15 protein-coding genes are annotated in these 20337 nt (G+C 63.0%); 4 read left to right on the plus strand and 11 right to left on the minus strand.

Going from position 1 to position 20337, the window contains the following annotated elements; all coding sequences use genetic code 11:
• Positions 1-25: 25 nt before the first annotated feature.
• Complete coding sequence (gene mtgA, locus QMG46_RS08535) at positions 26-742, minus strand: monofunctional biosynthetic peptidoglycan transglycosylase (protein ID WP_281852074.1); 717 nt, start codon at positions 740-742, stop codon at positions 26-28.
• Between the two features lie 149 nt (positions 743-891).
• Here mtgA and QMG46_RS08540 point away from each other — a divergent pair, with 149 nt between their 5' ends.
• Positions 892-1791 (plus strand): Hsp33 family molecular chaperone HslO, encoded by a 900-nt coding sequence (locus tag QMG46_RS08540; RefSeq protein WP_281852075.1) that lies wholly within the window; start codon positions 892-894, stop codon positions 1789-1791.
• Positions 1792-1814: 23 nt separating this feature from the next.
• Here the strand turns inward: QMG46_RS08540 and QMG46_RS08545 are convergent, their stop codons facing one another.
• Complete coding sequence (locus tag QMG46_RS08545) at positions 1815-4715, minus strand: bifunctional diguanylate cyclase/phosphodiesterase (protein ID WP_281852076.1); 2901 nt, start codon at positions 4713-4715, stop codon at positions 1815-1817.
• A gap of 266 nt (positions 4716-4981) precedes the next feature.
• Here QMG46_RS08545 and QMG46_RS08550 point away from each other — a divergent pair, with 266 nt between their 5' ends.
• Positions 4982-5851, plus strand: coding sequence for a hypothetical protein (locus tag QMG46_RS08550; RefSeq protein WP_281852077.1), 870 nt, complete (start codon positions 4982-4984; stop codon positions 5849-5851).
• Between the two features lie 109 nt (positions 5852-5960).
• On the opposite strand, the gene QMG46_RS08555 is transcribed toward QMG46_RS08550, so the two are convergent.
• The 5 genes from QMG46_RS08555 to QMG46_RS08575 all read right to left on the minus strand — a co-directional run bounded on the left by QMG46_RS08555 (position 5961) and on the right by QMG46_RS08575 (position 10651).
• Positions 5961-6866 (minus strand): DUF4097 family beta strand repeat-containing protein, encoded by a 906-nt coding sequence (locus tag QMG46_RS08555; protein ID WP_281852078.1) that lies wholly within the window; start codon positions 6864-6866, stop codon positions 5961-5963.
• A gap of 17 nt (positions 6867-6883) precedes the next feature.
• Complete coding sequence (locus tag QMG46_RS08560) at positions 6884-7348, minus strand: hypothetical protein (RefSeq protein WP_281852079.1); 465 nt, start codon at positions 7346-7348, stop codon at positions 6884-6886.
• Entirely contained in the window at positions 7345-7926 is a 582-nt protein-coding gene (locus QMG46_RS08565) for an RNA polymerase sigma factor (protein WP_281852080.1), read from the minus strand. Before QMG46_RS08565 ends, QMG46_RS08560 begins: the two co-directional genes overlap by 4 nt.
• Before the next feature lie 133 nt (positions 7927-8059).
• A complete protein-coding gene (locus tag QMG46_RS08570; protein WP_281852081.1) occupies positions 8060-9841 on the minus strand; it encodes a phosphoenolpyruvate carboxykinase (GTP) in 1782 nt (593 codons plus the stop codon).
• Positions 9842-10072: 231 nt separating this feature from the next.
• On the minus strand, positions 10073-10651 hold the full coding sequence (locus tag QMG46_RS08575) for a TetR/AcrR family transcriptional regulator (protein WP_281852082.1): 579 nt from the start codon (positions 10649-10651) through the stop codon (positions 10073-10075).
• Between the two features lie 182 nt (positions 10652-10833).
• Here QMG46_RS08575 and QMG46_RS08580 point away from each other — a divergent pair, with 182 nt between their 5' ends.
• Positions 10834-11682, plus strand: a complete 849-nt coding sequence (locus tag QMG46_RS08580) for an alpha/beta fold hydrolase (protein ID WP_281852084.1) — start codon at positions 10834-10836, stop codon at positions 11680-11682.
• Positions 11683-11702: 20 nt separating this feature from the next.
• Complete coding sequence (locus tag QMG46_RS08585) at positions 11703-14180, plus strand: acyl-CoA dehydrogenase (protein ID WP_281852085.1); 2478 nt, start codon at positions 11703-11705, stop codon at positions 14178-14180.
• A 106-nt stretch (positions 14181-14286) separates the two neighbouring features.
• On the opposite strand, the gene QMG46_RS08590 is transcribed toward QMG46_RS08585, so the two are convergent.
• From QMG46_RS08590 to QMG46_RS08605, 4 genes are read right to left on the minus strand one after another with little or no spacing between them, the layout of a single operon-like run.
• Positions 14287-15273 (minus strand): two-component system response regulator, encoded by a 987-nt coding sequence (locus QMG46_RS08590; RefSeq protein WP_281852086.1) that lies wholly within the window; start codon positions 15271-15273, stop codon positions 14287-14289.
• Positions 15274-15280: 7 nt separating this feature from the next.
• Complete coding sequence (locus tag QMG46_RS08595) at positions 15281-15850, minus strand: chemotaxis protein CheB (RefSeq protein WP_281852087.1); 570 nt, start codon at positions 15848-15850, stop codon at positions 15281-15283.
• 1 nt (position 15851) lies between these two features.
• On the minus strand, positions 15852-16700 hold the full coding sequence (locus QMG46_RS08600) for a CheR family methyltransferase (protein WP_281852088.1): 849 nt from the start codon (positions 16698-16700) through the stop codon (positions 15852-15854).
• Positions 16685-20326 (minus strand): response regulator, encoded by a 3642-nt coding sequence (locus QMG46_RS08605; RefSeq protein ID WP_281852089.1) that lies wholly within the window; start codon positions 20324-20326, stop codon positions 16685-16687. The genes QMG46_RS08600 and QMG46_RS08605 overlap by 16 nt, the downstream gene beginning before the upstream one ends.
• Between the last annotated feature and the right edge of the window lie 11 nt (positions 20327-20337).

Here is a 20337-nt window from a genome sequence, read left to right on the forward strand (position 1 = left end):
GCGCATCTTAAAGCTTTAACGCCGGTCAACGCTGGCGTTGCAGATACCCGGGCCCGCCCAACTGCCCCATCTGTTGCTGGATCCAGTTGGCGCGACGCTGTACATAGGCGCTGGGGTTGTCCACCCGGAAACGCCGCGGGTTAGGCAGCACTGCCGCAAGTCGTGCGGCCTGGGCAGGGCCCAGGCGCGCTGGTGGCGTGCCGAAATACGCATCGCTGGCCGCGCCCACGCCATAGATACCATCGCCCAACTCGGCGATGTTCATATAGACCTCGAGGATGCGCTGCTTGGGCCAGGTCAGTTCGATCAGGACGGTGAAGTACGCCTCCAGCCCCTTGCGTACGAAACTGCGTCCGTTCCACAGGAACAGGTTTTTCGCTGTCTGCTGGCTGATTGTGCTGGCGCCGCGCAGGCGTTTGCCGTCGTCGGCCGCATCGATGGCATCCTGAATGGCGTCGACGTCAAAGCCATGATGGAACGGGAATTTCTGATCCTCGCCGGCAACCATCGCCAGCGGCACATAAGGCGAGACCCTTTCCCAGGGGACCCAGCGTTGATGAATTTCAAACCCCGGCTGGCCGTGCACAAGCGCACTCAGCCGGCGCTCCATCATCACCGCCGAGGTCCAGGGTGGTACGAAGCGCAGGATCAGCACCACAAGCCAGCTCAGCGCCAGCCAGGCGACTATCAGGATGGCGACGGATCGCAGGATTCGGACGGGCAGCGAACGTGTTTGGGCCATGGCAACGCGGGCTTGAGGTTCGTTGCAGTATATAAGGCTCTCGCGTGGCCCTGAGACGTGGAGCCGGTGCCGGTTGCAGCGGGCGGCCTATGCCCCCATCTTCTCCCGCTTGGCCGTTGGTGGCTCATTGCTGTTCAAGAGGTTCGGACGTGGAAACCGTGTTGCTCGACGACGTATTGCATCGCTTTTTGCTTGAACGCGCCGGTGTGCGTGGCGTGCTGGTGCGCCTGGGGTCCTCCTGGCGCGAGGTAGCGGGTCGTGCCGACTATCCCGAGGCCGTTGCCACGTTGCTCGGCCAGAGTCTGGCTGCGAGCGCCATGCTGACCGGCAATATCAAGTTCGAAGGTGCGCTGTCGATCGAACTCAAGAGTTCCGGCGCCTTGCGCCTGTTATTCGCCGAGTGCACCGACCAGGGTCGCCTGCGTGGCCTGGCGCGCTGGAACGATCCGTTGCCGGAGCCATTGGTCGTTTCGGATCTGCCCGGTGCGGTGATGGCCATCACCATCGGTCATGCCGAGCGCGGTCAGCGCTATCAAGGGCTGGTCGATCTGAACCACCCGAACCTGGGCGAAGCGTTGGAAAACTACTTCAACCAGTCCGAACAGCTGCCGGCGAAGATCCTGCTTGCCGCCCATGGCGAACACGCGGTGGGCCTGATGCTGCAGCGCCTGCCCGGCGAAGGCGGCCATAGCGCGGCCGACGATGAGGACGGCTGGAATCGTATCGAACATCTGACGGCAACGCTGGGTGCGGACGAACTGCTGAACACCTCGCCCGAGCAGTTGCTCTATCGGCTCTATCACGAAGAATCCGTGCGTCTGTTCGAGCCACGTCCGTTGGTCTTCGGCTGCAGCTGCACGCGCGACCGGGTGGAGTCGATGCTGCGTTCACTTGGCCGCGAAGAAGTCGAGGCGGCACTGGAAGCACGAGATGGCGAGATCGAAGTTATCTGCGAGTTCTGCGCGCAGCGTTATACCTTCGATCGTATCGATGCGGAGCATTTGCTGAGTGCCAGTCATAACGCCGAGGCGTCGACGACGTCGCAGTGAGGGGCGCCATAGCGCCCCTTCATTCAAGGTACGGCAAACCGCTTCTCATGCTGCAACCATACCTCGGCAGGCCTTGGTGTGGCGAACAGGAAACCCTGTCCGAATCGGCAGCCGACGCGCAGCAAGGCCTGCCGTTGCGGTTCCTCTTCGATGCCTTCGGCAATCACCTGCATCTGCAGTGAATCGGCCAGTACCTGGATCGCGCGCACCACGGCCAGGCCGTTGCTGCTTTCGCGCGGGATTTCGGTAATGAAGGAACGGTCGATCTTCAGCGTGTCGATCGGGTACTGGTGCAGGTAGCTCAGCGACGAATAGCCCGTGCCGAAATCGTCCAGCGCAATGCCGACGCCCTGCTCGCGCAGGTTCGACAGAATGCGCTTGACCTGGGTCGGGTTCTCCAGCAGCGCGCGCTCGGTCACCTCGATACGCAGCGATTGAGGCGGCAGCCGGTGCGAAGCAAGCAGTTCGAGCAGGCGGTTGTCCAGATCCGGCGAGCGGAAATGCCGGCCCGACACGTTGATGCTGACGAAGCCTTCGTTGCCGACCAGCGCCTGCACCTGCGCGCAGGCCTGTTCGAAAATTTGCCAGTCGATGCTTTCCGCGCAGCCGCTTTCTTCGGCAATGGCGAGAAAATCGCTCGGCGTGAGCAGTCCGCGCTCGGGGTGGCGCCAGCGCAGCAGGGCTTCGTAACCGACCGTCTGGCCGGTTTCGAGCGCCACAATGGGCTGATAGAAGGGAACAAATTCGTTCCGGCTCAGGCCGCGGCGCAGGTCGCCTTCCATTTCCAGGAGCGACAACGCTTCACGGCGCAGGCGGTCATCGAACACGGCGGCGCGATGGCGGCCTTCGTCCTTGGCGCGATACATCGCTGCGTCCGCATCGCGCAGCAGTTCTTCCGGGCGCTGGTAATGCTGGCCGGGCAGGGCGATGCCGATCGATGCGGAGGTGAAAATTTCTTTGGCGCCGAGGCGGAAGGGTGCCTGCAGTTCGTCGATGATGCGCTCGGCGATCAACGACGCCATGCGGATATCGGTGATGCCCTCGGCCAGCACGGCGAACTCGTCGCCACCCAGGCGCGCTACCACGTCGCGCGTTTTCAGGCAGGCGCGAATGCGGCCGCCGACCTGGAACAGCAGGTCGTCGCCGACCAGATGGCCGACCGAATCGTTGATGACCTTGAAGCGGTCCAGATCGATGAACAACACGGCAAAGAGTTCTTGCGAATTGTTGTGATAGCGCTGCAGCGCCTGTTCGAGCCGCTGCAACAGTAGCGTGCGGTTGGGCAGGCCGGTGAGCGAGTCGTGCAAGGTTTCGTACTTGAGCCGGCGCTCGACGCGCTCGCGTTCGGCAATCTGTTCGCGCAGGTCGCGATTGGCCAATGCCAGCGCGCGCGTGCGCTCCGTGACGCGGCGTTCCAGGCTGGCGTAAGCCTGCTTGAGCGATTCGGTCGTGTGCTTGCGTTGCAGTGCGTTGGCGACGTGGTAGCCGACGAAGGTCAGCAGCTCCTGGTCGCGTTCGTCGTAGGTATGCTCGGGTGAGTAGCTCTGCACCGCCAGCACGCCCATGGCGCGCTCGCCCCAGATCAACGGCACGCCGAGCCAGCAGACCGAGCGCGTGCCGAACTGCCCAATTTCGCCGAGCTGGCACAGGCGGTCGATCTCCTGCGGATCGGCAAGCAGCGGTTTGGCGTGGCGTAGCACGTATTCGGTGGCGCCACGGCCGTGCGCGCGCGGCAGGCGCACGCTGTCGAGCTCGTCGATCGAGTAAGGAAACGTCAGCTGCTTGTTTTCGTCATCCAGCAGCGCGATGTAGAAGTTGCGCGCATACAACAGGCCGCCGATGACGCGATGGACCGCGGCATAGAAGTTATCCAGGCTTTCGGTGGCGTTGGCCAGCTCCGCAATGCGGAACAGCGCAGCCTGCAGGCGCTCGCCGCGCTGGCGCTGCAATACCTGCTGGCGCAGCACGCGGTTGGCTTCGCGCAATGCCGCCGTGCGGCTGGCGACGCGGCGTTCGAGTTCGGCATGCGCCTCGCGGCGTTCCAGGGCGGTCTGCACGTGCTGCGCGACGTAGCTGAGCAGTTCGCGATCATGCTGCGTGTAGTGCGTGTCCTCGCGATAGCTCTGCATCACGATGCCACCGACGACATGGCCTTCGCGCAACAGCGGTACGCCCAGCCAGTGTTCGCAATTGGGGCCCACCGGGCGCAGGTGCTCGCCAAGCTGATGGGTCAGCTCCTCGATCGAGCCCATGATCGGCTGGCCGCCCTGCAACAGATGCCAGGTCAGGCTGTGACGCATTTCCTGCAAGGGCTGGCTTGCGTCCGGCGCGGGTGGATCCTTGTCGACCGTGTCCACGTAATAGGGAAAGCGCACATTTCCGGTGGCCGCGTCGTGGAGCACGATGTAGAAATTTTCCGCGTACATCAGGCTGCCGAGGATGGCATGCAGAGAGCGCATCATCTCGGTCATGTTGTGCTCGGCACCGGCTTGCTCAGCGATCGCGTACAGAGCGCGCTGCAAACGCTCGGCCAGTGCCAGCCGCGAGATCGCTTCGTACAGACGTGAGGTCTCGGCGAGCTGGCGCAGCCGCGCGGATGCCAGGCGCCCCAGCCAGACCACTTGCTCGCGCAGGATGTCCGGCAGGGCGGGGCCATCGGGATAGACGTCGAGCACCAGTGTGCGAAGTCCCTGTGGATCATCCGCCAACTCGATGCGATGGCTGCTGACGGCTGCGGCGGTATCGGTGACTGCCTGCCAGTGCAGCAGGCCGGCGACCCTCAGCTCTTTCAATGCCGTGTCACAGATCTCGAATACATTGGCGGCATCGGAAGCCCTGAACAGCCGTTCAGCTGCGGCGCGCACCACGGCGATCCCCTCTTCGGAGAGGAGCAGGGGCGCACTGCTGATTGGCGCGGAATTCATCGGTCGCGGCCAGACTTCAAGGGTGGCTGATAGGGCAACTTTATATCCTGTCGATTCAGCTTTGTCGCCCAGTGTCTATCGGCCGGGAACCATGCAGGCTGAAGCGGTTCTAAGCGGCGGCCGAAATGACGTAAGTCTTTTCCGGGAAAGGGAAAAAAATTCTTCCGGTTTGGCTGTAAACCGGTTGTTATTAAAAAGTAAAATGTGCTACGCTCACCTCGCAAATCCCTCGGGGGAGGGATGGCCAACGGAACCTATCGAGCGCCATGCGTCGCCTTCTACTTTCATTGCCGATTCTGCTGATGCCGCTTGCTGCGGCGGGGCAGGTCGTGGCCAATGATCAGGCGTCGCGGCCCCTGCTGCTACAGCAGTCGGACCAGTTCCCTGCCACCAACCCGGACAGCACCAACAACGGCTTCAGCTCCGGCACGGGCGCAGCCCAACAGGGCGCCTCGCCGCTGGTCCTGCGTCCGGACGCAAAATCGAAAACCGCTGACACGCAGTACGGCCTGGGTCCCAACCTGCAGGCGCATGCCTCAGTCAGTGAACACTCCTGGGCCAATGGCGCCTCTACGCCGCGCGTGGTCAGCAGCGAGCTTGGCGCGACCTATAACGTTGATCGTTACAGCGTAGGCTTGAGCGTCAGTGCCAACGGTACGCCCAATAGCGCAGCGCTGCCGCGCCTGTTGCCCGGCGGTGCGCTTGGCAACGTCAACGGTCTGGCCAGCTTCGACAGCAGTGCCCAGCTCAATGCCCGGGGCCGTCTCGCCCTGGACAGCAAGAGCGGCATCGACCTGGGTGCCAGCGTGGGCCGGGTACGCCTGTTGCCGGGCAATCTGCTCGGGATCAGCACGCTGGACCAGAAGGCCTTGAGTTTCGGCGTCGACCGCGGTCCGTTGAGTGGCGCCATCATCGGCCGCTCGCTGCAGCCGCAGGCGGGCATTCCGGGCGCCTACAACCCGGACCGCCGCTGGAACAGCATCGATCTGGGTGTGACCTGGCGTCTGCCGTGGCAGGGCGAACTGAGCATCGGCGCGCAGAATGTGTGGTCCTCGGGCAATGGCGTGAATACGCCGACAGGCCCCGAGCCGGATCAGTCGCGCACTCCGTACGTGCAGTATCACCAGGATCTGTAAGTCGGGCCGGCGGCGGACGGGAAAGTCGTTCGCTACATGATGCCCCATAGAAAAAGCCGGCCTGCGAGCCGGCTTTTTGCATTGCGCAGTTTGCGGACAGCGAGTTGGCTTAGCCGCCTTTCTTGAGCCGCAAATCCCCACTGAACGTCTCAATCGTGATCTTGCCGCCGCCGTTGCCTGCGGTCGTATTGAGCTCGCTGCCAGGGCCGTTGTCGTTCTTCTTCGGTGTACCGAAGTCGCTGCGCATGTCGCCGCTGAAGCTGGTGGCATGGATGGTGGCCGAGAGGTCGGCAGGTAGCTGCAGCTGCACGTCGCCGCTCATGCTGTCGATGCTGTAGCTGCCGCTGCCGGCCACGCCGCCGCCGAGCTGGACATCGCCGGAGACGGTGCTGAGGTTGAGCTTGCGCCAGGGGCCACCGTTGACGTGGATGCGGCCGGAGACGGTCTGCAGTTCCGCGGCGTTGCCCACGCTGGGGGCGAGGATGTCGCCACTGACAGTCTGCAGATCGACGCTGTCGGCGTGCCCGGCCAGCTCGATGCTGCCGCTGACGCTGTTGGCCTCGAGCGATGGCGTACGTGCATTGATGCGGATCTTGCCGCTGACGCTGCTGACCTTGAGCTTGCCGCCCTCGATACCGTCGATACCCAGCGGCGCGCTGACCACTTCGACTTCGAGCGAGGCTCCCTTGGGGACGCGAAGGTCGAGCGTGCTCGGTTGCATCGAGGTGTCGCTGTTCCAGTTGAACCAGCCGGCCTTGCCGCCCTGCGGCTCTACCTTGATCGACATGTCGCTGTTGCTGCCGTCGATGGTCAGCGGCTTGGCGCCTTCACCCAGCCGGCCGGATACCTGTACCTGATTGCGATCCCAGGCGGTGACGGTGACGGCGCCCTTGATGTTGGTGATCTCGATACGCGCGTTGGCGGCGGCATCGTGGCTGATATTGATCGGCGTGTCGGCCAGCGCCTGGCCAATCGCGAAGCAGAGCAGCAATGGCGTGTAGCGAATGATTTTCATATGAGGCTCCTGCAAGCTCAGCCTGCCTGGTTTTCCATGTGGCGCAATTGCGACTGTTGGCGTTCGGTGCGGTCGAGCAAGCGTTGCAGTGCGACCGAATCGGGCGCCTGCTTGAGTGCCTGACGTAGTTCCAGTTGCGCGGCATCCAGTTCAATCGCCGCGCCTGCCAGACGCGGATCGGACGGCTTCCAGCGGGTCAGGTCGGGCGTCGTGGCCGTCGGCGTCGCCGTGTTCGCCAGTTCCGTGCCGTTGGGTACCTGCTGTTGCCTAAGATGAAAGACCACACCGCCGGCAAGGATCACCAGGCCGGCAAAGCTGGCCGCGAGCAGCCACACCCGATGGTGACGGCGTCGTGCCGGCGGCGTTGAAACCGTTGGCTGCGCGGCATCCAGGGCCGCATCAATCTGCGTCCACAGGTCGCGTTGCGGGGCGACCGGCTCGCGCAGGGCGCGCATCTGACGGTGCCATTCCAATTCGTTCATGAGCCTTCTCCCAACACGTTTCGCAGCAATCCACGGGCACGATGCAATTGTGCTTTGGATGATCCAACAGCCATACCTAATTCTTCGCCGATCTCTTCGTGCTTCCAGCCTTCCACGTCATGCAACACCAGCACAGCACGAGCGCGAGGTGGCAGCTTGGCGATGGCGCGTTCCAGTTCGTCGCGTTCGGCGGCGCAGAACGGCGTTTCGCCGTGATCGGGTACCAGCTCCTCATCCATCATGTAAACCGGGTCCGAACCACGTGAGCGGATGTCCATCAACGCGACATTGACCGCCAGGCGATACAACCAGGTACTGAAGGCGCTTTCGTGACGAAACCCGGCGAGTTTCTGCCAGCAACGCACAAAGGCTTCCTGCGTCAAATCTTCGGCGCGTGCATGGTCGTAACCGGCCAGGCGATAGACGGCGCCGTAGATGCGGTCGACATGCTGGCGATACAAACGCTGGAACGCCTGCCTGTCACCCGCTGCCGCTGCCTTCACGTCATCCGCATCGCTCCGGTCCGCGACATGCGCGGGCGGCGGGATGTTTCCGGATGTAGGGCTGGCAGCGATCATCTTGCTGGTTCTGATGCGGCTGATGCGTTGAAGGTTTAGATGATGGGCAAAAAAACGGGCAGCCAGGCTGCCCGTGTCGGAACAAAATGCATGGAGTTGCCCGCTGCGTCCAGAGGCAGAAGTACCGAGAGGCTCAGGACGCGACGGCGCGACGCGACGGCTGGGCCGCGTCGCCCAAGGCCTGGGCCACGCGTTGCTGCTCCGCGCGCAGGCGCTGCGGCAGGCGTGCACCGAAGCTTTCCAGATATTGACCGATGGCGGTGAGCTCGGCCTGCCAGCCGGCGAGGTCGATATCGAGCAGTTCGGTCAGTGCATTCGGAGATACGGCCAGACCTTCGGTACGCAGTTCTCCCTTGGCCGGCACAGTGCCGATCGGCGAATGGACGCCGTTGGCCGTACCGTCGATACGTCCGATCATCCATTCGAGCACGCGCAGGTTCTCGCCAAAGCCCGGCCACAGGAACTTCCCGTCCTCACCCTTGCGGAACCAGTTGACGTGGAAGATCTTCGGCAGCTTGGCGCCGGGTCGATCGAACGACAGCCAGTGGCTGAAGTAATCGCCGTAGTGATAGCCGCAGAACGGTTTCATCGCCATCGAGTCGCGACGCAGCACGCCGACGGCACCGGCAGCAGCAGCGGTGGTTTCCGAACCCATCGCCGCGCCCATCAAGACGCCATGGGTCCAGTCGTTCGCCTGCATGACCAGCGGGAGCAGGGATGGACGGCGACCGCCGAAAACGATCGCACTGATCGGCACGCCCTGGGCATCTTCCGCCTTGGGTGACCAAGTCGGACACTGTTTGGCGCTGACGGTGAAGCGTGAATTGGGATGCGCCGCCGGGCCGTTGGCCGGATCGTAGGGGCGGCCCTGCCAATCGGTGACGGGTGTGCCGGGCAGGCCCTCCCACCAGGGCTGGTTGTCGGCGGTGACCGCGACATTGGTAAAGATGGTGTCGCGCGCAATCGTGCTCAGCGCGTTGGGATTGCTGTCGTTGCTGGTTCCCGGCGCCACGCCGAAGAAACCGGCTTCCGGGTTGATCGCATAGAGGCGGCCGTCGTCACCCGGGCGCATCCAGCAGATGTCGTCGCCTACGGTCCATACCTTCCAGCCGTCGCGGCGATAGCCTTCCGGCGGAATCAGCATGGCGAGGTTAGTCTTGCCGCAAGCGGACGGGAATGCAGCGGCGATGTAATGCGTTTCGCCCTTGGGATTTTCGATACCCACGATCAGCATGTGTTCGGCCAACCAGCCTTCCTGGTTTGCCTGCCAGCTGGCGATGCGTAGCGCATGGCATTTCTTGCCGAGCAGGGCATTGCCGCCGTAGCCGGAGCCGTACGACTTGATCGCCAGCTCTTCCGGGAAGTGCATGATGAAGCGGCGTTCCGGATCGAGTTCGCCGGTGGAATGCAGGCCTTTGACGAACGTCCCTTCGCGCTCGATGCGCGCCTGCGCCAGTGCACCCATCCGGGTCATTTTGCGCATGTTGATGACGACGTAAGGACTGTCGGTGATTTCGACCCCGCAGCGAGCCAGCGGCGAATCGATCGGCCCCATGCAGTAGGGGATCACATACATCGTGCGCCCTTCCATGCAGCCGTCGAACAGCGCATCCATCTTGCTGTGCGCCTCGGCGGGAGCCATCCAATGATTGTTCGGGCCGGCGTCCTGTTCGTCTCTGGAGCAGACGAACGTCAGGTGTTCTACACGGGCGACGTCCGAAGGGTGAGAGCGATGAAGGTAGCAGCCGGGGTGCGTGTCCTGGTTGAGCTCGACCAGTTCGCCGCTGGCGAGCATCTGCTGGACCAGGGTCTGATATTCGACATTGGAGCCGTCGCACCAGTGGATGTGTGCGGGTCGGGTCAAGGCTGCGACGTCGTCGACCCAGCGCTGCAGCGCTTCCAGTGTGCTTGCCATGGATTCCTCTCTGGTCTTGCGGCAAATGATTGTAGAAACGCTAGTTTACGATCACTGGCATTGCAAGGCGCGGCGCAGCAAGCGAGCGCTGAGGGGTGCAATGAGAAACGCGTAGATGCCGCCGGCGCCCATGTCCGGGCACAGCGAAATTAGTCTTTAGGGGGTGAAGAAAAGCTCAGCGGGGCAGCGCGGCCCCACCTACTTCTCACTCCTGACAACTCACTTCTGCTCTCAGGCAGGGATCAGCGTTGCGATCATGTGCTCGACATAGGCGTCGAACTCGTCGTGGCTGATGCGGGGCAGGCCCAGGGTGAAATTGAGCTGCAAAAAGCCAACGTAGGCGGCGTAGGTGAGGCGGGCACGGTTGAGCGCTTCGACGGGCGGCATGCCCGCTTCGCGGTAGGCCGTGTGCAGAAATTCCATGCGCCGCTGCGACACGCGGGCCATGACCGGCACGACCTGTGGGTGATCGAGTGCCTTGAGCAGGGCGGCATACACGCGATGCGGTTGCAGCTCGTGGGCAACGCGGCGGAACAGTTCGGGCAGCCGCTCGCGCGGGTTCGGGATCGCTTCGATCTGGTTGATCACTTCGCGTTCGCCGTACTGCTCCCAGCGCTCCAACGAGGCTTGCAGCAGCGCTTCACGGGTGCGGAAGTGCCAGTAAAAGCTTCCCTTGGTGACGCCAAGCCGGCGAGCCAGCGCTTCGACGGCAACGGCGCCGACGCCTTGTTCGGCGATCAGGGCAAGGGCGGCGTCTTCCCAATCTTCCGCGGACAGGCGGCTGCGTTCGGTCTTGTTACTGGCATTCATCGTGGCATGGTAGCCGCAGTCCCGGGCATTGCAAGGGAGGGAGCAGGTAAGTGGTTGATTGAGGGTGTCTTTGAAAAGGCGAAGGATGAGGCGCGAGGTAGTTGACGATCGTCACGGCTCAACCCATACTCGTCCGTATGGTAACCCATTCACCGATTGACCGCCACACGGACGTTATCGCCATGCGCGATGGCTTGACGCTGTGTGCCGATGTTTTCAACGCCAATGGCACACCACCGATACTGTTTGCACACGGCTTTGGCCAGACCCGGGGCGCCTGGGGCGGTACCGCGCAGGCCCTTGCCGAGGTGGGCTATCGCTGCGTCACATTCGACGCGCGCGGCCATGGCGAAAGCGGCCGGGTGGCTGGCGGCGAATACTACATGGAACAATTCGTCGAAGACCTGACCACGCTGGCGCGCATGCAGCCGGAGCCGCCGGTGCTGGTGGGTGCTTCGATGGGTGGGCTGCTCGGCCTGGTTGTGGCTGGCGAGTTCGACCCCCAGGCGTTTCGTGCGCTCGTGCTGGTCGATATCACCCCGCGCTGGGAGTCCGCTGGCGTCGAGCGCATTCTTGCCTTCATGAAAGCCCACCCGGATGGTTTTGCCGACTACGCCGAGGCCGCCGAGCAGATTGCGCAATACCTGCCGCAGCGCCGCGAGCGTAAATCGGAAGAGCAACTCAAGCCGCTGCTGCGCGAAGGCGCGGACGGGCGCTTGCGCTGGCACTGGGACCCAGCTCTGCTCGACGGTCTGGTCAGCGAAAGCGAGCGCTATCAGCCGCGCCTGTTCTCGGCCGCGGCCAAGCTGCAGGTTCCGCTGTTGCTGCTTTCCGGTGGACGCAGCGATGTGGTGTCCCACGCGACCGTCAATGAATTTCTGCAACTGGTGCCGCACGCGCGACATGTCGAGCTGCCGCAAGCTACGCATATGCTGGCAGGCGACGCGAACGACGCATTCACGCGTGAAATCGCACGCTTCGTGCGTGATCTGGAATCGGCCGGCGTTCGGCATAACGCCGGTGCTGCGTAACGTAAGAGTGAGGTGTTGAGATGTCCGTTCTACTGACCCTACTGGCGGCGCTGATTGCGACAGGCGCCTGCGCCTACCATCGCAGCAGCCTGCGGACCTGGGCCATTGTCACCACGCTGACGACGCTGATCGTCGGCGTGATCGTGCAAGCGCCCTGGACGACGGTGATCCTGCTGATTATCGAGGCCCTCATCGCGGTGCCATTGCTGATGATCGGTTTCCGCCGCAAGAAGATCAGCGCGCCGCTGCTGAAGCTGTTTGCCAAGGTGACGCCCAAGCTGTCTGCCACCGAGCAGACCGCATTGGAGGCCGGTACGGTCGGTTTCGAAGGCGAGCTGTTCTCCGGCAAGCCGGACTGGCATGAACTCCTCAAGCAGCCCAAGCCCGAGCTGAGCGTCGAAGAGCAGGCCTTCATGGACGGCCCGGTCGAACAGCTATGCGGCATGATCGACGACTGGCAGATCACGCATGAGCTGGGCGACCTGCCGCCGGAAGTCTGGGACTTCATCAAGAAGAACAAATTCTTCGGCATGATCATTCCGAAGCAATACGGCGGCCTGGGCTTCTCCGCCCTGGCGCATTCGGCCGTGCTGCAGAAGCTGTCGACGATCTCGGCAACGGTTTCTTCCACCGTCGCGGTGCCCAACTCGCTGGGTCCGGCCGAATTGCTGCTGCACTACGGCAGCGACGAACAGAAGAACCATTACCTGCCGCGCCTGGCGATCGGTGAAGAGATTCCCTGTTTCGCGCTGACCGGCCCGTATGCCGGTTCCGATGCAACCTCGATCCCCGACTACGGCATCGTCTGCAAGCAGGTGGTCGACGGCGTGGAGACGCTGGGCATTCGTCTGACCTTCGACAAGCGCTACATCACGCTGGCGCCGATCGCCACGGTGGTCGGCCTGGCCTTCCGCATGTATGACCCGGACAAGCTGCTGGGCGATGTCGAAGATCTGGGCATCACCCTGGCCTTGCTGCCGCGCTCGACGCCGGGCCTGGAAATCGGCCGTCGCCATTACCCGTTGAACATTCCGTTCCAGAACGGTCCAGTGCACGGCAAGGACATCTTTGCGCCGATGAGCACGTTGATTGGCGGGGCGCATATGGCCGGTCACGGCTGGCGCATGCTGGTCGAATGCCTGTCCGTCGGCCGCGCGATTTCGTTGCCGTCCAACGCGACCGGTGCGGTGCGCATGTCTGCCGCAGCAACAGGCGCGTATGCGCGCATGCGCAAGCAGTTCGGTCTGGCGGTCGCGCGCTTCGAGGGCGTGGAAGAAGCCCTGGCGCGCATCGGCGGTCTCACCTACGCGACAGCAGCGCTGTCGCGTGCCACGGCGGCAGCGGTCGATCGCGGCGAGAAGCCGGCGGTGCCGTCGGCGATCGCCAAGTATCACGCCACCGAATGGGCGCGCATCGTCGCTGGCGACACGATGGACGTGCACGGCGGCAAGGGCGTGCAGCTGGGTCCGAAGAACTACGCCGGTCGTGGCTGGCAGTGTGTGCCGATCGCGATCACCGTGGAAGGCGCGAACATCATGACGCGCAGCCTGATGATCTTCGGTCAGGGTGCGATCCGTTGCCATCCTTATGTGCTGAAGGAAATGCAGGCCCTGTCGATCGCCGACTATGGCGATCGCCTGAAGACGTTCGACCGCCTGTTGTTCGGTCATATCGGCTTTGGCATCTCCAATGCGGTGCGTTCGTTCGCGCTGGGCATCACCGGTGCGCGTATCGGCGAATCGGCGGGCGATGCCTACGTACGCCGCTACTACCGCAAGCTCAACCGCTATTCGGCGGCGCTTGCGTTGTGCGCCGATACCTTCATGGGCGTGCTGGGCGGCAAGCTGAAGTTCAAGGAAAAGCTCTCCGCGCGTCTGGGCGACGTGCTCAGCTTCCTGTATATCGCCAGCGCCATGCTCAAGCGCTACGAAGACAGTGGCCGTCCGGAAGCCGACCGGCCGTTGCTGGCCTGGGCGTTTCACGAGTGCATGTGGCGGATCCAGATCGCACTGGACGGCGCGATCCGCAACTTCCCCGTGCGCCCGGTGGCTTGGCTGCTGCGCGCCCTGGTATTCCCGCTTGGTCGCCGCGAAGTGCCGCCGTCCGATCGCCTGGGTCGCCGCGTTGCAGCGATCATCACCGCACCGGGCGAAGCACGCGATCGCCTGTTGCAGTGGACCTATATGACGCCGACGGCCAACAACGTCGTCGGTCGCATGAATGCACTGCTGCCGGATGTGATCGCCGCCGAGCCGGTCGAGCGCAAGTTCGCAAAAGCACAGAAGTCGGGCCAGTTCAAGGCGCTCGATTACATGGGTCAGTTGGCGGAAGCCAAACAGGCCGGCGTGATCACCGACGCCGAGTTCGACTTGCTCAAGCGCGTGCGCGAAGGCGTATTCGAGTTCATTTCGGTGGATGATTTCGAGCCGGAAGAACTGCGTTCGGCACATGCGAGCGGTGCGAAGAAACCGGATGGCAAGCTGGCTGACGCCGCTTAGACCGGCTTGATCCGTGCCATGAAAGCCCGCTTCTGATCGAGCGGGCTTTTTTTATAACCATCGGTTGCTGCGCAGTGGGTGGTCGCGACCGCTACCCCGTCGAGCATCAGACGACCAGAACGCAGCGGTTCTTGCCGCCTTCCTTGGCCTGATAAAGCGCGCGGTCGGCGGCCTGGATCAAGGCTTCGTCGTTGCCCACGCTGTCGTCGTGATAAGTGATGCCGATGCTGGCGCTCACATTGGCGACGAAGTCGCCGTTTCGACCCTGTAGCGGGTAGGGCTCGGCCAGCATGGCGCCGATCGAGCGGCAGCGGTCCAGCAGGCTGCCGGTATCGCTGATGTCTTCGAGGATCAAGGCAAATTCGTCGCCACCCAGCCGCGCGACGGAATCGTTGACCCGCAGGTGTTGGCGCAGGCGCTCGGCAATAACGATCAGCAATGCGTCGCCGGCCGGGTGGCCATGGCGGTCGTTGACCTGCTTGAAGCCGTCGACGTCGAGCAGGGCCAGGGCAAAGCCGATGCCGTGTCGCGGTGCCCGCTGAATCGCCGTGCGCAACCGATCATGGAACAGCGTGCGATTGGGCAGGCCGGTCAGCATGTCGTGGGTGGCCTGGTGGCGTACCTGGGCTTCGGCGCGTTCGCGCTCGGCCACCTCTTCGACCAGTTGCTGGTTGCGCGCAGAAAGCTCATCCATCGCCAACTGCAACTGCGCGCGTGCACTGTAGAGTTCGAGGAACACGCGCACCTTAGATTGCAGGATGACGTCGTTGACCGGCTTGGAAATATAGTCGACCGCACCGAAGCGGTAACCCTTGAGCCGATTCATGTCGTCCGCGTAGGCGGCGGTGACGAAGATCACTGGCGTATCGCGCAGCTGGTCGGTTTCGGCAAGCAGCTGCACGACCTCGAACCCGTCCATATCCGGCATGTTCACATCGAGCAGGATCAACGCGAAACGATGGTCCAGGCATAGCGCCAGGGCTTCGTTGCCACTGGTTGCCTCGATCAGCTGTGCACCGCAGTCGGCGAGCAGGCGGCGCATCGCTACGAGGTTGGCTGGGGTGTCGTCGACGACGAGAATCTTCGGGAGCATGGGCTTTTCAGCTAAGGCAAAGTCGGTTGAGCAAAGGGGCCATGGCGGCCAACGGAATGCAGTAGTCGGCCCCGGCGATATCGAGCGCGGCCTGCGGCATGGTGCGTACTTCGGCGTCGTTTGGATCCTGCACGATGCTCAGGCCGCCATGGCGGCGGATGTCGGCCAGGCCGCGCGCACCATCCTGGTTTGCGCCGGTCATGACGATGCCGATCAGCGATGCGCGGTAGGCTTCCGCCGCAGAGGTGAACAAGACATCGATGGACGGTCGCGAGAAATTGACTTTCGGATCGACCGACAGCGAAAAGCGCTCGTCGTGTTCGACCAGCAGGTGATAGCCGCTGGGGGCGACATGCACCGTACCGTTCCGTGCCGTTTCGCGCTCCGCCGCTTCCACTACGGGCAACGACGTGTGCCGTGCCAGCAGTTCGCAAAGTATTTCGACATCGCTCGAGCCGGTGTGACAGCAGACCAGGACGGCCGACGGAATGCGCGGATCGAGCCCGCCGAGCAGGACTTCGAGTGCGGTAAGGCCGCCGGCCGAACATCCGATTGCGATGGCGCGCGGTGCGATCATGTCAACTCTTGTTGCCGAGCTGGTAGATGCGCAACTTGGCATCCACGGCCGAGAAGTCGCGTGCGGAGGGCGCAAAGTCGATGCTTTCGCGAATGCCCAGACAAAGGAAACCACCGCGGCGCAGGCTGTCGCGAAACAGGTTGAGCGCGCGGTCCTGCAAGGCGTCGCCGAAGTAGATCAGCACATTGCGGCACAGCACCAGATGCGCTTCGCAGAAGACGTCATCGGTGACCAGGTTATGGTTGGCAAATATGACGTTGCGACGCAGGCGCTCGTCGAGCTTGATCAACTCGTAGCGCGCACTGTAGTAATCGGCCAACGAATGAGCGCCGCCAGCCGCCGCATAGTTGCGCGACCACAACTGCGCCTCGCGTGCCGGATAGATCGCCTCCTGCGCCTGCCACAACGCGGCATCGTTGAAGTCGGTGGCGTATAGCTGGCAGCGATCGTAAAGCCCGGCTTCTTCGAGCAGGATCGCCAGCGAATAGACTTCCTGACCATGCGCGCAGCCGGCCAGCCAGATGTTGATCTGCGAATACGACGCGAGCACCGGCAGGACATGATCGCGCAGTGCGCGAAAGACCGGTGGGTCGCGAAACATCTCCGATACCGGCACCGACAAGCCTTCCAGCACGACCGACATGAAGCCCGGCTCGTACAGCACTCGCTCGATCAGGCCGGTGACCGTGCGCATGCCCTGGGAATGCGACAACTGTACGATGCGCCGCTTCAACGAAGCGGGCGCGTACTGGCTGAAATCGTAACCGTGGCGCAACTGCAGTGCGCGCAGGAACAGTTCGATCTCGATGTCGTCCGGCGTGACGGCCATGGCGGTCAGCGATGCAGCCACACACGCATCATCGACGACAGCTTGTCGATGTCGATCGGTTTGGACAGGTAATCATTTGCGCCCACTTCCAGGCACTTCTCGCGATCGCCGCGCATGGCCTTGGCCGTCAGCGCGATAACCGGCAGCTTGAAATGCTTGGGCTGCGCGCGGATCGCCTTGATGGTCTCGTAGCCATCCATCACCGGCATCATGATGTCGGTCAGCACCAGCTCGATATCGTCGTTTTCCGCGAGTACCTTGAGTGCCTTCTGGCCATCCTGCGCCATGGTTACGGTGAGGCCCCATTCGCGCAGCACCTTCGACAGCGCAAAGAGGTTACGCATGTCGTCGTCGACCAGGAGAATCTTGCGCCCGCGCAGCTCGTCGTCGATCGCCGTGCGCTGGCTGGCCGCTGCGGCATGGCGGCGATCATGGCGCACGCTGTGCAGGAACAGGCTTACTTCGTCGAGCAGGCGTTCCGGCGCGCGCGCGCCCTTGACCACGATGCTGTCAGTGTATCGGCGCAGCTTCAGGTTTTCTTCGCGACTGAGATCGCGCCCAGAGTAAATCACCACGGGCGGAATCTGGCCGCGGCTGGACAGTTGCTCCAGCAGTTCCATGCCGGACATGCCGGGCAAGCCAAGATCGAGCACCACGCAGTCGTAGTCCGCGTGAGCGATACGCTCCAGTGCCTGTTCCGCACTGGCGGCTTCGTCGATGGTCACACCATCGTCGTTGAGCAGCGTGCGGACGGCGGCGCGTGAATCCTCGTCGTCGTCGACGATCAACAGATGCCGGGTGCCACCTTCGGCAAAATGCAGCAGGCGTTCAAAGGCACCATTGATCGCCTCCCGGCTGACCGGTTTGGTCAAAAAGCCGACGGCGCCCATTTCGCGGCCGCGGTGAGCTTCGTCGACGGCCGAGATGAAATGCACGGGGATGTGACGGGTGACGTTGTCCGCCTTGAGACGTTCGATCACTGTCCAGCCGTCCATGCCCGGCAGCATCACGTCCAGCAGAATGCCGGCGGGCTTGTAGCGCTGTGCAAGTTGCAGTGCAGACTCGCCTTCCGCCGCGGCCAGCACGCGGTAACCCTTGCGATGGACCATGTCGGCGAGGATGCGAGCGAAGATCGGATCGTCCTCGACGATCAAGACAACCTTGTCGTCCGGTGTCACGTGCGCACGATCGTCTTCGATGGTTTCGGGCAGCAGGGCATTCGTCACCGGGGCGCGCGAGTAGCCTGTATCGGCCGCGCTTGGCGCTTTTTCCGTGGGCGCACTAACGGCTTCGGTAACCTCAGGCAACAAGATGGTAAAAGTGCTGCCGCGCCCTTCGCGGCTGCGCAGGTCGATGCAGCCTCCCAGCAGCTCGGCGATGCGCGTCGAGATCGCCAACCCCAGACCGGTACCGCCGTATTGGCGGCTGGTGCCGGAATCGACTTGCTCGAAGGCGTTGAAAATTTTCTGGAACTTGTCAGCCGGAATGCCGATGCCGGTGTCGCTGACGGCGATGGCGATGACCGGTTTGCCGGTCAACCGCTCGGGGAGCGCAATGTCGGCGGCGGGTCGGCCGATATGCACCGAGACCGTCCCCTGCTGAGTGAACTTGAAAGCGTTGCCGACCAGGTTGTTGATGACCTGCTCGAGCTTGGGTGAGTCGGTGCGTACGACGGCGGGCAGGGCCGGGTCGACGTCCACGTTGAAGCCGACCAGTTTTTCCTGCGCGACGTGATCGAAGGTGCGCTTGAGCGTGCGGATCAGATTGTTCAGGGGGAAGTCGGCCAGGTCCAGCTCCATCTTGCCGGCTTCGATCTTCGACAAGTCGAGGATATCGTTGATCAGTCGCAGCAGATTGCTGCCCGAGTCGTGAATGATGCGCGCCGATTCGACCTGCTCGTCGTTGAGGTTCTCTTCGCGGTTGTCGGACAGGCTGCGCGAGAGAATCAGCAAGCTGTTGAGCGGGGTGCGCAACTCGTGCGACATGTTGGCGAGGAACTCGGACTTGTACTGACTGGCGCGCGCCAGCTCTTCGGCCTTGTGTTGTGTGTCGCGTTGCAACGATTCGAGTACGCTCTTCTGCTCGTTGAGCGTCTCGGTTTTTTCCCGCAGTTCTTCGTTGGATGCCTGCAGTTCTTCGGTCTGCACGCGTAGCTCTTCTTCCGAAGCGACCAGGCGTTGCGATTGTTCTTCGAGTTCGGCGGTCTTGGCCTGCAGGGCGTCGTGGCTGTCGCGCAGCACCTCTTTCTGCTGCCGCATGACCAGTTCGGAGGTGCGAAGGTCGTCGGCTTGCTCCTGGGTCTGTTCCAGCAGGGCCTGCGTGCGGATGGCGCGAGTGAGGTTTTCCTGTGTCAGGCCGGCGATCGGTAGCAACTCGTCGAGCAATTGACGGTGCAGCGGAGCGAGCTGGCCAAAACTGGCCAGTTCAAGCACGCCGCAGAGTTCGTCGCGCACCATGACCGGCATGATGACGATGCAGCGGGGCAGTGCTTCGCCGCTGCTCGAATGGACGCGTACGTAGTTCTCCGGCACCTGATCCAACACGATCACCCGGCGTTCGATCAGGCATTGGCCGACCAGGCCTTCGCCGGGCATGTAGCTGTCAGGGCCCTGCCAGGTCTGGCGCAGTCCGTAGCTGCCGAGCAGGTCGAGTTGTTCGCGCTGGTTGTCGTAGAGGTAGTACATGGACAAACCGGCGCCGAGCAGAGGTACCAGCGATGAGGTGAGCTCGCGCGCGAAGTCGCGATGGCTGGCGGTCTGCTGCAGACGGCGGGCGATATCCGAAACCTGCGTTTTCAGCCAGGTCTGCCCCTGCGTTTCGATCGACATGCGCTTGAATACCTGCAGCGCACGGGCAATCTCGCCGACCTCGTCCTTGCGGGCCAGTTGGCCTACTTCGATATCGTGGTCGTGATTCGACAGGCGGGTCATCAGGTCGGTGATGCGGCGCAGCGGGCGCGTGATCAGCCGGTAGGTAAGGCTGATAACCGCGAGTCCGAAGATCAGACCGAGCAGCCCGAATACGATGTTGACGGCACGGGTGGCATTGAGGGTGCCGGTCAGCGTCGCGTTGCGTTTGGTCAGCAGCTCGTTTTCGGTACGCGCCATCTGGTCGATCAGCGCATACGCATCTTCGATGCGCACCGTGCGATGGGCGATATAGTCGTTGCGAATGCGCTGCAGTTCCTGTGCCGCCTTGGTCGGATCGGATTCGGTCATCTTGCCGATGGGGTCGACCGCATACGTGCTGACTTCACGTTGCCATTGTGTGATCAGGCCCTGGATGCGATCGATCCGTGTCTGCTGCACCGGGTTGTCCATGGTGAGGTTGCGCAGCGTGTCCAGATGCGTCGTACTGTCGGTGACGCCGGTGCGGAAGGCGGTGCGCTCCTCGTCATGCTGGTTGAGCACATAGCCGCGGACGCCGACTTGGCCGGTCTGCATGGCGAGACGCACCTGATCCAGTTCGAGCAGGACGTTATAGGTGTGAATGGCCCATTGGCGATTCTGGTCCTGCTTGTTCAGTGCGGAGAGCGTGACGACGCTCGCCAGCAGGAACAAGCCGACGAGCAAGCCAATGGCCAGCAGGATCTTGCGCTGGATAGGTTGATCGGCAAGCCAGGTTTCTTTCTTGGTATCCGCCGCCATGCAAACCGTCT

Origin of the sequence: Dyella sp. GSA-30 (genome assembly GCF_027924605.1) — a bacterium.
In the GTDB taxonomy this organism is placed as follows: Bacteria; Pseudomonadota; Gammaproteobacteria; order Xanthomonadales; family Rhodanobacteraceae; genus GSA-30.

What these genes read in the sequence shown, in the direction of transcription:
- mtgA (WP_281852074.1), bottom strand. Translation starts at nt 742, where the DNA reads ATGGCCCAAACACGTTCGCTGCCCGTCCGAATCCTGCGATCCGTCGCC.
- QMG46_RS08545 (WP_281852076.1), bottom strand. Translation starts at nt 4,715, where the DNA reads ATGAATTCCGCGCCAATCAGCAGTGCGCCCCTGCTCCTCTCCGAAGAG.
- QMG46_RS08550 (WP_281852077.1), top strand. Translation starts at nt 4,982, where the DNA reads ATGCGTCGCCTTCTACTTTCATTGCCGATTCTGCTGATGCCGCTTGCT.
- QMG46_RS08555 (WP_281852078.1), bottom strand. Translation starts at nt 6,866, where the DNA reads ATGAAAATCATTCGCTACACGCCATTGCTGCTCTGCTTCGCGATTGGC.
- QMG46_RS08560 (WP_281852079.1), bottom strand. Translation starts at nt 7,348, where the DNA reads ATGAACGAATTGGAATGGCACCGTCAGATGCGCGCCCTGCGCGAGCCG.
- QMG46_RS08565 (WP_281852080.1), bottom strand. Translation starts at nt 7,926, where the DNA reads ATGATCGCTGCCAGCCCTACATCCGGAAACATCCCGCCGCCCGCGCAT.
- QMG46_RS08570 (WP_281852081.1), bottom strand. Translation starts at nt 9,841, where the DNA reads ATGGCAAGCACACTGGAAGCGCTGCAGCGCTGGGTCGACGACGTCGCA.
- QMG46_RS08575 (WP_281852082.1), bottom strand. Translation starts at nt 10,651, where the DNA reads ATGAATGCCAGTAACAAGACCGAACGCAGCCGCCTGTCCGCGGAAGAT.
- QMG46_RS08580 (WP_281852084.1), top strand. Translation starts at nt 10,834, where the DNA reads ATGCGCGATGGCTTGACGCTGTGTGCCGATGTTTTCAACGCCAATGGC.
- QMG46_RS08585 (WP_281852085.1), top strand. Translation starts at nt 11,703, where the DNA reads ATGTCCGTTCTACTGACCCTACTGGCGGCGCTGATTGCGACAGGCGCC.
- QMG46_RS08590 (WP_281852086.1), bottom strand. Translation starts at nt 15,273, where the DNA reads ATGCTCCCGAAGATTCTCGTCGTCGACGACACCCCAGCCAACCTCGTA.
- QMG46_RS08595 (WP_281852087.1), bottom strand. Translation starts at nt 15,850, where the DNA reads ATGATCGCACCGCGCGCCATCGCAATCGGATGTTCGGCCGGCGGCCTT.
- QMG46_RS08605 (WP_281852089.1), bottom strand. Translation starts at nt 20,326, where the DNA reads ATGGCGGCGGATACCAAGAAAGAAACCTGGCTTGCCGATCAACCTATC.